Source organism: Marinicauda pacifica (assembly GCF_004793635.1).
Taxonomy (GTDB): domain Bacteria; phylum Pseudomonadota; class Alphaproteobacteria; order Caulobacterales; family Maricaulaceae; genus Marinicauda; species Marinicauda pacifica.
Genome location: NZ_SRXV01000004.1, coordinates 48,387 through 61,455 on the forward strand (window position 1 = coordinate 48,387; position 13,069 = coordinate 61,455).

The 13,069-nt window shown below is 64.5% G+C and carries 13 protein-coding genes; 9 read left to right on the forward strand and 4 right to left on the reverse strand.

Translation table 11 applies throughout. From position 1 onward, the window contains the following. Positions 1-59 precede the first annotated feature (59 nt). Positions 60-2,066, forward strand: a complete 2,007-nt coding sequence (locus tag E5162_RS13295; RefSeq protein ID WP_135945763.1) for a tetratricopeptide repeat-containing sulfotransferase family protein — start codon at positions 60-62, stop codon at positions 2,064-2,066. Positions 2,067-2,111: 45 nt separating this feature from the next. Beyond that, positions 2,112-4,046 (forward strand): BCCT family transporter, encoded by a 1,935-nt coding sequence (locus E5162_RS13300; RefSeq protein ID WP_135945764.1) that lies wholly within the window; start codon positions 2,112-2,114, stop codon positions 4,044-4,046. A 12-nt stretch (positions 4,047-4,058) separates the two neighbouring features. Here the strand turns inward: E5162_RS13300 and E5162_RS13305 are convergent, their stop codons facing one another. Both E5162_RS13305 and E5162_RS13310 read right to left on the reverse strand, forming a co-directional pair. Beyond that, a complete protein-coding gene (locus E5162_RS13305) occupies positions 4,059-4,769 on the reverse strand; it encodes a flavodoxin family protein (protein WP_135945765.1) in 711 nt (236 codons plus the stop codon). 89 nt (positions 4,770-4,858) lie between these two features. Beyond that, positions 4,859-5,692 (reverse strand): aldo/keto reductase, encoded by an 834-nt coding sequence (locus tag E5162_RS13310; protein ID WP_135945766.1) that lies wholly within the window; start codon positions 5,690-5,692, stop codon positions 4,859-4,861. Between the two features lie 145 nt (positions 5,693-5,837). On the opposite strand from E5162_RS13310, the gene ruvX reads away from it, so the two are divergent. Genes ruvX through E5162_RS13325 form a run of 3 tightly spaced genes read left to right on the forward strand, consistent with a single transcriptional unit; the run spans position 5,838 to position 8,136 of the window. Next, complete coding sequence (gene ruvX / locus E5162_RS13315) at positions 5,838-6,302, forward strand: Holliday junction resolvase RuvX (RefSeq protein ID WP_135945767.1); 465 nt, start codon at positions 5,838-5,840, stop codon at positions 6,300-6,302. Further along, entirely contained in the window at positions 6,299-7,231 is a 933-nt protein-coding gene (locus E5162_RS13320; RefSeq protein ID WP_135945768.1) for an AEC family transporter, read from the forward strand. Before ruvX ends, E5162_RS13320 begins: the two co-directional genes overlap by 4 nt. Next, the gene (locus tag E5162_RS13325) at positions 7,228-8,136 is read left to right on the forward strand and encodes an AEC family transporter (protein WP_135945769.1); all 909 of its coding nucleotides are present in this window, start codon (positions 7,228-7,230) and stop codon (positions 8,134-8,136) included. Before E5162_RS13320 ends, E5162_RS13325 begins: the two co-directional genes overlap by 4 nt. A gap of 78 nt (positions 8,137-8,214) precedes the next feature. Here the strand turns inward: E5162_RS13325 and E5162_RS13330 are convergent, their stop codons facing one another. Next, positions 8,215-8,613, reverse strand: a complete 399-nt coding sequence (locus tag E5162_RS13330; protein WP_135945770.1) for a hypothetical protein — start codon at positions 8,611-8,613, stop codon at positions 8,215-8,217. A gap of 248 nt (positions 8,614-8,861) precedes the next feature. Here E5162_RS13330 and E5162_RS13335 point away from each other — a divergent pair, with 248 nt between their 5' ends. From E5162_RS13335 to dprA, 4 genes are read left to right on the forward strand one after another with little or no spacing between them, the layout of a single operon-like run. Continuing rightward, entirely contained in the window at positions 8,862-9,836 is a 975-nt protein-coding gene (locus E5162_RS13335; RefSeq protein WP_135945771.1) for an aspartate carbamoyltransferase catalytic subunit, read from the forward strand. Then, entirely contained in the window at positions 9,833-11,095 is a 1,263-nt protein-coding gene (locus E5162_RS13340; protein WP_135945772.1) for a dihydroorotase, read from the forward strand. Before E5162_RS13335 ends, E5162_RS13340 begins: the two co-directional genes overlap by 4 nt. A gap of 16 nt (positions 11,096-11,111) precedes the next feature. Continuing rightward, the gene (gene plsY / locus E5162_RS13345) at positions 11,112-11,711 is read left to right on the forward strand and encodes a glycerol-3-phosphate 1-O-acyltransferase PlsY (RefSeq protein WP_135945773.1); all 600 of its coding nucleotides are present in this window, start codon (positions 11,112-11,114) and stop codon (positions 11,709-11,711) included. Beyond that, positions 11,708-12,838 carry a DNA-processing protein DprA gene (gene dprA / locus E5162_RS13350; RefSeq protein WP_135945774.1) on the forward strand — a complete coding sequence of 377 codons (1,131 nt, stop codon included), beginning with the start codon at positions 11,708-11,710 and terminating at the stop codon, positions 12,836-12,838. Before plsY ends, dprA begins: the two co-directional genes overlap by 4 nt. Here dprA and E5162_RS13355 read toward each other — a convergent pair. Beyond that, positions 12,835-13,044, reverse strand: coding sequence for a hypothetical protein (locus E5162_RS13355; RefSeq protein WP_135945775.1), 210 nt, complete (start codon positions 13,042-13,044; stop codon positions 12,835-12,837). The genes dprA and E5162_RS13355 overlap by 4 nt on opposite strands. Between the last annotated feature and the right edge of the window lie 25 nt (positions 13,045-13,069).

Below are 13,069 nucleotides of genomic sequence, written 5' to 3' on the forward strand. Positions count from 1 at the left end.
GCTGATGATGGAAGCGTCCCGCCTCTGGCGGGGCGCTTTCACATTTTCCATCGGAGACGATGTCCATCGTGCCGGATGATGCCCAAACCCCGCAGTCACGTTTGAAAGCGGCCCAGAGCGAAATGTACCAGGGCCGGTTCGACCAGGCCCGGGCGCTTGTCGACGAGTTGCTGGCCACCGAACCGGACAATGTCGAGGCGCTCTACATCAGCGCGGTCTGTGCCCGCTATCTCAAGGACTTCCCCGGAGCCCACGCTCGGCTCGAGCAATTGAAGTCGACCGCGCCCGATTTCGGACGCGGGTTTCAAGAAGAGGGCCACCTGTTCAAGGCCGAAGGCCAGGCAGAGGCCGCGCTTGAAGCCTACAGGCGCGCGTGCCAGTTCAATCCCGCCCTGCAGGCCAGCTGGACCGCACAGGCCGAACTTCTCCAGGCCGAAGGTCGCGAGGCCGAGGCGCGGCAAGCTCACGCCCAGGCCGACCGCATCGCCACTCTGCCTCGCGAACTCGTGGCAGTGACGAATTTTTTATATGAAAACAAGCTTCTCAAAGCTGAGAAGCTCTGCCGCGCCTTTCTGCAGAAGCACCCCAGGCACGTCGAGGGCATGCGTCTTCTCGCCGAGATCGGCAAGCGCTTCGGCGTCATGGAGGATGCCGAATTCCTGCTGGAAAGCGCGACCGAGTTCGAGCCGGACAACATCCAGGTTCGCCTCGACTACATCGACGTCCTGCGCAAGCGCCAGAAGTTCGAGGCGGCGCGCGAAGAGGCCGAAGCGCTCTACAATCGCGACCCGGAGAGCCCGGTTTTCCAGTCCCGACTGGCCGTGGAGCGGATGCAGACCGGTGACTTCGAAGGCGCGATCGCGCTCTTTGATCGCGTCCTGGAAACCCTGCCCGAAGACCCGGTCACGCTCACCTCGCGCGGCCACGCGCTGAAGACTTATGGGCGCCAGGACGAAGCGGTCTCTGCCTACCGGACCGCGGCTCGCATCAAGCCCGATCACGGCGATGCCTGGTACGGGCTGGCCAATCTGAAGACCTACACGTTCACCGACGACGAGCTGGCCACGATGGCCGCGCGCGAAGGCGAGCCCGGCCTGTCGTTTCAGGATCGCATTTATCTCTGCTTTGCGCTCGGCAAGGCGTACGAGGACCGCAAGGCGTTCAAGGACGCGTTCGCCTATTATGAGCGCGGCAACGAGCTCAAACGCGTCCAGACCCGCTATACCGCCGACCAGATGGAACAGGAGTTCGCCGCCCAGAAGGAGTTCTGCACGCCCGACCTCTTCAAGGCACAGGCCGGCAAGGGTCACTCCGCCCCCGATCCGATCTTCATCGTCGGCCTGCCGCGCGCCGGATCGACCCTGATCGAGCAGATCCTGGCGTCGCACAGCCAGATCGACGGTACGCTGGAGCTGCCCAATATCCTCTCGCTCTCCCACCGCCTGCGCGGTCGCAAGCAGATCAGCGACCGGACGCGCTACCCGCGCATCCTGCACGAGCTCTCCGGCGAGCAACTGCGCGAGCTGGGCGAGCAATACATCGAAGGCACCCGCATCCATCGCAAGGGCGCGCCCTTCTTCACCGACAAGATGCCGAACAATTTCCGGCACATCGCCCTTATCAAGCTGATCCTGCCCAATGCCCGGATCATCGATGCGCGCCGTCACCCGATGGCGTGCTGTTTTTCGGGGTTCAAGCAGCTCTTTGCCGAAGGCCAGGAATTCACCTACGGGCTGGAAGAAGTCGGGCGGTATTACCGCGGCTATGTCGACCTGATGCGCCACTGGCATGAGGTCCTGCCAGGCGATATCCTTCATGTGCAGTACGAGGACGTGGTCGATGATCTGGAAGCCCAGGTCCGCCGTATCCTTGACTATCTCGGCTTGCCCTTCGAACAGGCCTGCGTCGAGTTTCACAAGACCGAGCGCGAGGTGCGCACTGCAAGCTCCGAGCAGGTGCGTCAGCCGATCTTCAAAACGGGCAAGGAGCAATGGCGCCATTTCGAGCCCTGGCTCGATCCGCTCAAGGACGCGCTCGGCCCCGCCCTCATCGACTATCGCGACTAAAGACTTTCAAACCGACAGCCCGAAGCGGCAAGGACGTCCATCGTCATGAAAAAAATCGAACCTGCGGTGTTTTTCCCGGCAGCGGCGCTCGTCGTCATCGGCGTGGCGTTCGCCATCTTCTACTCGGAAACGGCGGAAACCTTCTTCGCCGGCCTTCAGGCCTCGATCACCACCAATTTCGGGTGGGTGTACACGATCGGCGTCGGCATCTTTCTGATCGCCTCGATCGTCGTCGCGCTGTCCGACTGGGGGCGCATCAGGCTTGGCCCCGACGACTCGGTCCCCGAATACGGCTTCGCGCCCTGGTTCGCGATGCTGTTCTCCGCCGGCATGGGCATCGGCCTGATGTTCTTTGCCGTGGCCGAACCGGTCACGCACTATCTCAACCCGCCTCAAGGCACGGGCGAGACCGTCGACGCGGCTCGCGAGTCCATGGTGCTGACCTTCTTTCACTGGGGCATCCACGCCTGGGCGATCTATGTCGTGGTGGGGCTGAGCCTAGCCTATTTCACTTACCGCCATGGCCTGCCGCTGACGATCCGGTCCGCGCTCTACCCGCTAATTGGCGACCGCATTTACGGCCCAATCGGCCATGGCGTGGATACGCTCGCCGTGCTCGGCACGCTGTTCGGGGTCGCCACATCGCTCGGCTACGGCGTTACCCAGATCAATGCCGGACTGAACACCCTGTTCGGCATCGAGATCAGCGCCCAGGTGCAGGTCATCCTGATCGCCCTCATCACCGCGCTCGCCACCGCCTCGGTCGTGGCCGGGCTCGATGCGGGCATCCGGCGCCTGTCAGAGTGGAATCTCTACCTCTCGATTGCCTTGCTGCTATTCGTTTTCATCGCCGGGCCCACGCTCTTCCTGATGGGTGCCTTCGTGCAGAATATCGGCGACTATATCGACCAGATCGCCTTCCTTACCTTCAATGTCGACGCCTATGGCGATGCGGGCTGGGTGAACGCCTGGACGCTCTTCTACTGGGGCTGGTGGATCAGCTGGTCGCCTTTCGTCGGCATGTTCATCGCGCGCATCTCGCGCGGGCGCACTGTCCGCGAATTCATTCTCGGGGTGCTGTTCGGGCCGACCCTGTTCACATTCCTGTGGATGACGATCTACGGCAATTCGGCGCTCAGAGAGATACTGGCCGGTAGCGGCGAGGCTATCCTCAACACCGTTCGCGACGGGCAAAACGAGCTGGCTCTCTTCGCCTTTCTGGACACACTTCCGCTGAGCTCCATCACGTCGGTCATGGCGGTGGTTCTGGTCACGACCTTCTTTGTGACCAGTTCGGATTCCGGTTCTCTGGTCAAGTCGACGCTCGCGTCTGGCGGTTCGCTCAACCCGCCCCTCTTCCAGCGCCTGTTCTGGGCCATCCTGGAAGGCGTGGTCGCGGCGGTCCTGCTGCTCGTCGGCGGCCTGGCCGCGCTTCAGGCCGCGACCATCGCTGCGGCGCTGCCCTTCACCATTGTCATCGTGCTCGCTTTCATAGGCCTTGTGCGCGCCTTCGACGTAGAGAGCCAGCGCAAACGCGGCGTCAAATCAGCGGCGCAATTGCCGGTGGAAGGCGCGACCGTGTCCTGGCGCGCGCGGCTGAGGCTGATGTATTCGCGCCCGAACGAGACCGAGGTCTGCAACTATCTGCGCAATACGGTGGAGCCGGCGCTGCGCGAAGTGGCCGACGAAATCAACAAGCACGGCTATGACGCTTCGGTTGAACTCAGCGAGTGCGAAACGAAGATCACCGTCCTGCATGGCGACAATCCCGAATTCGTCTATGGCGTGTGGGCCAAGGTTCACGAAGAGCCGCATTTTAACGTCGAAGGCGAATCGGTGGAGCAGTACGCACGAGCCGAGGTCTTCCTGTCAGGCGGCGGCCAGCACTACGACGTCTACGGCTACTCCAAGACGCAAATCGTGCGCGATGTGCTGCGCCATTATGAGCACCACCTGCAATGGCTCTACCATCTGAAATGATCAGGCGTCGGCCTAGTCGGCGGGCGGGTGTCCGAACCGCTCGCCGTCATTCCACGCGGGAACCTGATTGCCATAGGCCGGGATGCCGCCAGCGTCCTTGAGCATCCGCGCCAGGTGAAGCAGATTCCAGGTCATGAAGGTCGTATTACGTCGGGTGAAGTCATTATCCGGCCCGCCCGAGCCCTCGTCGAGATAGCTCTTGCCGGGACCGATCTCGCCAATCCAGCCGCTATCGGCCTGCGGCGGAATCGTGTAGCCGACATGCTGCAGGGCGTAGAGCATCCCCATCGAGACGTGCTTCACCCCGTCCTCATTCCCGGTGACCATGCAGGCACCGACCTTGCCGTAGAAGACATACTGGCCGTCTTCATTCTGATCGCCGGAATGCGCATAAAGCCGTTCGATTAGGATGCGCGCGGCCGAGCTTTCCTCGCCGAGCCAGATCGGGGTTCCGACCACCAGGATGTCGGCCGCCTTGATGATCTTCCACAGGTCCGGCCAGGCATCGCGGTCCCAGCCATGCTCGGTCATGTCCGGCTGCACGCCCTGGGCGACATCGTGATCGACGAGGCGGATCGTCTCCACGCTGACGCCCTGCTTTTCCATGATGGCCTGTGCGTTGGTCATCAGGCCTTGCGTGTTGGAGGTCTGCGGGGACCGCTTGAGCGTACAATTGACGAAGACGGCCTTCAGGTCGGTGTAGCTGGCAGGCGGGCGGGACATGGCGGATTCTCCTTCATTGCGGCCTTGGCCAAAAAAACACCCCCTGCGCCGAACGCGAGGGGGTGTTTGAGAGTTCGATCCAGTCCGCGCTAGGCAGCGGTATCCCAGGCAGGCGCCCATTTGGGATCGACGATGCGGCCATCGGGCGTGTGCAGCGCCCCGATCTGCGCCATCTCGTCATCGCTGAGTTCAAAGTCGAATATCTCGAAATTCGACGCGGCGTGCTCACGGCTGGACGAGCGGGGAATGGCAATGACCCCGTCCTGCTGGATCAGCCAGCGCAGCGCCACCTGAACCGCAGACTTGCCGTGACGGTCCGCGATCTTCTCGATCGTGTCGTTGCCGATGACATTCGCTTGGGCAATCGGGCAGTAAGCCGTCAGGCCCATGCCGTATTTCTTGCACGCATCAAGAACCGGGCGCTGGTCGATGAAGGGATGGAATTCGACCTGGTTGACGATCAGCGGCGCTTCGGAAAGCTCGACCGCCTCGCCCATCCACTGGGTCGGGAAGTTGGAAATACCGATGTTACGCGTCAGCCCTTCACGCTTGGCATTGTTGAGAGCCTCGATCGTCTCCTTCAGCGCGACCTCGTGGTTGGGCCAGTGCAAAAGCGCGAGATCGACCGTATCGGTCTTCAGCTTGACCAGGCTTTCCCGCAAGGATTGCTCCAGATCGCCCTGTTTGAAGCGGTCGAGCCACACTTTCGTCGTGAGCCATATGTCGTCGCGCGCGACCCCGGATTCCTGGATGCCCGCGCCGACATACTCCTCATTGTCGTAGGCTTGCGCGGTATCGATATGACGATAGCCGATGTCCAGCGCGTCCTTGACGCGGTCGCGTGCCGTGTCGCCCTCAAGCTGCCACGTGCCGAAGCCCAGCTTGGGGATCGTCGCGCCGTGAATTTCTTCGACTGGAACCATGTCGTGGGTCCTCCATTCGTCTCTGTTCGTGAATTTGGGCTCGGCCAATCAACGCCATGGCTGCGCGCTTGGATGCATTCGCACTGTAACCTCTCGCGCGGCTGCGCTCTTTCCTTCGACGTGTCAGGGGTGTACCTCGACGCCCATGCTGTTCCTTGATCCTGCGCATCTTCCTGCTGGTCCGCTGATGGGGGTCGATCCCGGCTCGAAGACGCTGGGGATCGCCGTGTGCAATTCGGCGCGCACACTGGTCACGCCGTTGACGACGATCCAGCGCACCAAGTTTACTGCCGACGCGCAGGCCCTGCTCGCACTCTATGACGAGCGCGGATGTACCGGGCTGGTCGTCGGCCTGCCTCTCCACATGGACGGTGGCGATGGACGGCGTGCCCAGTCCTCGCGTTCCTTCGTCACGAATCTTCTTCGCGTGCGCGACCTACCCGTCGTCTACCAGGACGAACGCCTGTCCACCTTCGCGGCAGGCGAGCGCCTGCTGGAGGCCGGGGTGAAGCATGCGGGCCACAAGGCACGCATCGATGCCGAAGCCGCCGCGATCATCCTGTCCAACGCCATCGACGCTATCGAGGCGGCAGGGGACGAGGCCCCGTGAATCCGGTCGTCACCGCCCTCATTCCGATTTTCGGGGTGATCGCGCTCGGCTGGGGGCTGCGCCGGACCGGCCTCGTGGCGACAGAGCTATGGGGCGGCATCAACCGGCTCTCCTACCAGGCGCTCCTGCCCGCCCTGCTTTTCTCTACAATCAGCCAGGCCGACTATACCGGCCTGCCCGCCGCCACCTTCCTCATCGCCGTCACGCTGGGCTTTCTCGTGATGGGCGCGATTGCGCTCGCCTTCCGTCCGCTGCCCATCGACGGCCCGGCCTATACCAGCCTGTTTCAGGGCTCTGTGCGCTGGAACGGCTTTGTCCTTCTGGCGCTCGCCGCGCCGGTCTTCGGACCGGAAGGCGCAGCCCTCGCCGCTCTCGTCTTCGCCCCCACCGTGCCGCTGATCAACGTGATGTGCGTCGCCGCTCTTTCAGTCTGGGGCGCAAGCGAGCGTCCGCTCAATCGCCGCCTTATCCTGATGCGCATTGTCACCAACCCGCTCATCCTGGCCTGCGTCGCCGGCGCCGGCGCGAACGCGCTCGGGCTCTTCCGTGACGGGCCGGTGGCCGATACGGCCGCGCTCGCGGGCCGCGCCGCGCTGCCTCTCATCCTCCTTGCGATCGGAGCCGGGCTGGACTTCTCCGCCCTCAAGGCGCGCCCGCGCCTGCTGACCCTGGCGGTCGCGCTCAAGCTTCTCGTCGCGCCCCTGGTTTTCTACGTGCTCGGCCGCCTGTTCGGGGTGGAGGGCGTTGCCCTCGCCGTCCTGACCGCCGTCGGTGCCACTCCGGGGGCAGCTGCCAGCTACGTTCTCGCGCGCGAGATGGGCGGCGATGCGCGCCTTACCGCCGGGCATGTGACGGCGACCACGATTCTGGCCGCCCTCTCGCTGCCGATCTGGATTTCCATCGCCTGGCCGGGAGGAATGGCCGGATGATCGCCTCAGTTATCCATGGCTTCCTGCCGGTCTTCGTCGTGATTGCCTGCGGCTACGCGCTTCGTACCTCGGGCATCGCGCCGGACTTCGTCTGGGCCGGGGTAAACCGGCTGAACTATCGCGTGCTCCTGCCGGCCCTGCTGTTCAGCACACTGGCCGGAGTCGATCTTCTTTCGCCGTCGGCCGGCCGCCTTGTCTTGCTGGCCCTTGCCGGGATCGCGCTGGTCGCCTTCACCGCCTTTGCATGGTCCGCCGTGCTGGGCCTCAGCCGGCGCAATCGCGCCGCAATGCTGGCGACCACTACGGTCTGGAATTTCGTACTCGTTCTCAGCCTGTCGCAAAACCTGTTCGGCGCCGAGGCCGTCGAGATCGCGATCATCATTCTGGTGCCTGGTGCGATTCTCGGGACGCTCATCAGCCGAGTTGCCGTCGCGCCTAATGCAAACCTTAAGGCCCTGTCAGGCGCAGCGCGAGATCCCATCGTGGTCGCCTGCCTGCTCGGCCTCGCCGCGAGTCTGACGCCGCTCTCCGACTTCACGCTGGTCATGCGCCCGCTGGAGATCATCGCGTCGGCCTCCATCGGACTGGTCCTTCTGACCATCGGGGCAGGACTGGACTTCGCAGCGCTGCGTGGGCGTTATGTGCCGCTTGTCTCCGCAGCGTTGATCCGGGCTGTCGTCTCTCCGATCATCTTCCTTGGCCTTGGCCTTGTGGCCCGGCTCGGCACGCTGGAGCTTGAGGTCCTCGTCCTCGCCGCCGCCGCACCGACCGCTGCCTTTATCTATGCCCTGGTAGCCGAGTCCGAAGGCGAGCACGGTCTCACTGCCGGCATGATCACTGCGAGCGTTCTGGTCAGCGCCCTCAGCGCTCCGGCGTTCATTCTGATCGCGCGGTCACTGGCATGAGGCCGGGTGCAGCGAACAAGAACCTGGATTGAGCCGCATCGCCTTCAGCACCGGCTTCATTGTCATCGCACAGGCGATCTAGCCCGATTGCGAGAGGGAATCCTCTCCGTCAGCGCAAATCCACTCGATCGCGGCGTCCGCCGCTGTGAACGCGCACGTGTCGATGCCCAGCTGTCTTGTAGATTTGAGCAGATCGCTCCACCAGACCTCTACCTCTCCGCGGTGAACCAGAGCGAAGCGGCTCAAACCGGCCTTGACCATCCCTTCGGCGAGCGCCTGGGGCTGAATCTGGACGACTCGCTGTCCCAAATCGATGTCGGCGTGGTCCAGGTCGAGCACAATCCGGTGAAGGCTTTCACCGCGGATCATCGTGACCATCTCTTCGATGGCTTCGAGTTGCTCCGGCATGGAGGCGCCGTCCTGAACCCGTCCGAACAAGCCTTCGAAATCAAGCACCCGCCAGTTTTGAAGCGACATTTTTGTCAAGCCTCCCCGCAAAAGAATTCATATAGTTTATAATTATAAAAACTCCAGCTTTATTCATTTTTATAAATAGAAACCGCTTTCTTTGTTACATTTTCGGTAGCCAACCCACCCCGAAAGAAGTTTATATTTCGCGCGCATGCACTTGCATCAGGTGCGCGCGAACGGGCACGCCCGCCCCTTGCCGCGCCGGTCCGCGCCCCCTATACCGCCGCAACGCTTTGGCTTGGAGGCATGTGCAGATGGGGCGCGCCCGCTTCGCCTATGACTTCCCGCATCGCAATCTGTTGAGCGTCGGCGCGCTCAACCCGCTGGATGTTTCGATGCTGTTCAAGCGTGCGGGCGAGCATTTCGAGCGCAACCGCACGCCGGACAAGAAAATCGACGCGCTGCGCGGTCTCAGCCAGATCAATCTCTTCTTCGAACCGTCCACGCGCACCCTGGCCAGCTTCGAGCTCGCCGGCAAACGACTCGGTGCGGACGTCGTCAATTTCTCGGCAGGCAATGCCTCCATCAAGAAAGGCGAGAGCCTCGCCGACACGGCCGAGACACTTGCGGCAATGCGCCCGGACCTGCTGGTCGTACGCCACGCCAGCGCCGGGGCGGCAGCCTTCTTTGCCGAAGTGACGGGAATCTCCACCATCAATGCTGGCGACGGGGCGCACGAGCACCCCTCCCAGGCTCTGCTGGACACTTTCACGCTAACCCGACGCTGGGGCGAGATCGGCGGCAAGCGGATCGCCATCGTCGGCGATATCGCCCATTCGCGCGTCGTACGCTCCAATGTGTCGCTGATGAATTTGCTCAATGCCGAGGTGCGCCTCTGTGGTCCCTCTACCCTGCTCCCGGCCAATGCCGACCGCTGGGGCGCGAGCGTGTTTCACGACCTCGACGAAGCGCTGGAGGGCTGCGACGCGGTCATGGCGCTTCGCATCCAGCGCGAACGCATGGGGGCAGGGCTGATCCCGTCCGAGCGCGAATACGCCGCGCTTTACGGTCTCACCCATGACCGTCTCGAGCTGGCGAATCCTGATTGCGTCGTGATGCATCCCGGCCCGATGAATCGCGGCGTGGAGATCGACGCCGCCCTCGCCGACGACCCCGAACGCTCGGTCATCCTCGACCAGGTTGAAAGCGGTGTGGCGGTGCGCATGGCGATCCTGGAAATGCTCGCCGGCCAGGCCCCCAACATGCGCTATGACGAGGGCGAGCAATGACCCGCTACCTCATCACCGGAGCGCGTATTGCCGACCCGGCGTCGGACCGGCTCTACGAGGCCGATTTGCGCATTGCCGACGGGTTCATTGCCGGGATCGGCGACCTTGACCCTTCCGGCGAGGAGGAGGTGATCGACGCGCATGGACGCCTCCTTGCTCCTGCCCTGATCGACATGCGGGCCCATAGCGCAACGCCGGGCGGCGCCGCGAGCGCCGAGCGCCTGTCCCAAACGGCCAGCGCGGCAGCCTCGGGCGGGATCGGCACGCTGATCCTCGCCCCGAACGGCGCATGCGGGCTGTCCTCGCCGGAAGATATCGACTGGCTGGACGCTCAGGCGCTGACCCTGCCGGTACGTGTCCACGGCGCCGGGCTCGCCACGGCAAACGGCGAACTGAACGAGATCGGTTTGATGCTGCGCGCCGGCGCACTTTATCTCAGCGATGGCGGCCAGCCGATCGCCGACAGCCGCCTGGTCCGGCGTGCCCTGTCCTATGCCGCCGGCTTCGAGGCCTGGGTCAGCCTGCGCCCCGAGGACGCCCACCTGATCGCCGACACGGTCGCGCATGAGAGCGACCTGTCCTCGCGCCTGGGACTGCCCGCCCGTCCCGGCGTCTCCGAACGCTTCGGCGTGGAGCGCGATACCGGCCTCGCCGAGCTGACCGGCGGACGCCTGATCCTCGATCGCATAACCACCGCTGACGGCATCGCTGCGGCGCGGGCAGCGCGCCAGCGCGGCCTCGAGGTCGCGATCACCGTCCCGGTCAGCCACCTGGTCTTCAACGAGGTCGATGCGGGCAATTTCGATGCGCGCTACCGCCTCGATCCGCCTCTGCGCAGCGAGGAGGATCGTCTCGCCCTGATCGACGCGCTGGCCCGCGGCGTGGTGGACGCCGTGGTCTCCGCACACACCGCGGTGGGCAGTGTCGCCAAGGCTAACCCGTTCGCGGACGCGGTTCCGGGAACGACCAGCCTTCATGCCCTGCTGCCCGCCCTGCTGACGCTCGTGGAGACCGGCCAGCTCGACCTGCTCTCAGCGCTGCGCCCGGTCACGAGCGGGCCTGCCGACCTGCTCGGCCTCGCCCAGGGCCGAATCGAGGAGGGTGCCCCGGCCGACCTGATCCTCATCGATCCCTCCGCCCCCGTGGTGCTGGGCGACGGCGCCGTGCGCGGCGGAGCGAAGAGTGCGTTCGCGGGCCGTCGTCTGTTCGGTAAAATCTTGATGTCTTTCATCGAAGGCGCGATTATCCTGCAACCTTGATCTCCTGAGAGGCGCAATGGCGTTCGACCCCCTCATTCTTCTGGCCGCCATTGGCGGCTATCTGTTCGGCTCGGTTCCGTTCGGCCTGGTCCTGACCCGCCTCGCCGGACTGGGAGACATCCGCACGATCGGCTCGGGCAATATCGGCGCAACCAACGTGCTGCGGACCGGGCGCAAGGATCTGGCCCTGGCCACGCTCGTTCTGGATGCCGGCAAGGCCGGCTTTGCCTGTCTCGTCTTCACCGCCCTCGTCTCCACCCCGGCCGGCCTCGTGGCAGGCGGCGCCGCCTTTCTGGGCCATTGCTTTCCAGTCTGGCTCAAATTCAACGGCGGCAAAGGCGTCGCCACCTTTCTCGGCACGCTGCTGGCCGCGGCCTGGCCGGTCGGACTGCTGACCTGCGCGACCTGGCTCGGCATGGCGCTTCTGATGCGCTTCTCCTCACTCGCCGCCCTGGTGGCGGCGGCCGCCGCGCCCCTCCTTGCGCTCGCAGCCGGACGCGCCGACGTGGCCCTCCTTGCCCTCTTCCTGGCAGTCCTGATCTTCTGGCGCCACCGCACGAACATCACCCGCCTGCTCGACGGTAGCGAGCCGCCGATCGGAGCGAAGAAAACGTGAGAATTCGCGCGCTTTCGCCGGACCAGCGTCTCGACTGGCTCCGGCTCGCGCGCACCTCCGGGGTCGGCCCGGTCACTTTTGCCAAGCTCATTGAGCGCTTTGACGATGCCGCCGCCGCCATCGACGCTTTGCCCCGCCTGGCCAGGCGAGGCGGTCGCATCGATCCGCTCAGGACGGTCAGCCGCGATGACGCCCGGGGCGAGCTCGATCGTCTCGATGCGCTCGGCGCCCGCCTCCTGTGCGCCTGCGAACCCGGATATCCGGCTCTCCTACGGGCGCTCGAGCCGCCGCCGCCCGTCGTGTCCGTGCTCGGCCCGCTCGATCCAGACGAGCGACCGGCTTGCGCCATGGTCGGCTCGCGCAATGCCTCGGCGATCGGCGTGCGCTTTGCCGGTGACATGGCCCGCACACTGGGCGGCCACGGCGTCACCATCGTTTCCGGCCTGGCACGAGGCATTGACGGGGCAGCTCACGCCGCAGCGCTGGAGACCGGTACGATCGCAGTCATCGCCGGCGGACTGGAGCATATCTATCCGCCCGAGCACGAGGCGCTGTACCGCGCCATTGGCGAGCAGGGTCTGATCGTGAGCGAATGTCCGCCGCGCTACCAGGCCGGCGCGCGCGATTTCCCGCGCCGAAACCGGCTCATCTCGGGCCTCTCGCTCGGCGTGCTGGTAGTCGAGGCCGCCGACCGTTCCGGCACGCTCATCACGGCGCGCTATGCGCTCGAACAGAACCGGGAGGTGATGGCCGTCCCGGGTTCGCCCATGGATCCCAGGGCCAGAGGTACGAACCGGCTCCTGCGCGACGGCGCCGCTCTTGTCGAAACCGCCGACGACGTGCTCAACGTGCTTCACTCGGCCCGCCGGCCCGTCCTGGAAGAACCCTCGCCACCCGATTTCGAGGATGAACGCGACATGTCCGCGGAAACCGATGCTCAAGCCGACCGCATTCGCGATGCGCTGCTCTCCCGGCTATCGACCGTGCCGGTCGCGCGCGACGAACTGACCCGGCAACTCGGTGTCCCGGCCCAAGTGGTTCTCGCCGCGCTGATCGAACTGGAGTTGGCCGGCCGGGTTGAGTTGCTGCCCGGTGCTCAGGTCTGCCTGAGCTGGCCCGAAACCTAGACCTCGTCGCCTGTCTCCACGACGCCGGCCGGAGTGACATGCTCCTGATGGACCAGCTTCGCACAGGCGGTCAGAAAGGCGCTGGAGCTTGGCAAGTCGACCGCCAGCGCCAGAATCGCCGCAGAGTCCAGAAGTTCAGTGAGATAGTCTACCGCCGCGTCCGGATCACGCTGCAGGTTTCCAATATCGCCCAGGGGATCAGCCATTCGTGGTTCCTGCTTCGATAGCAAC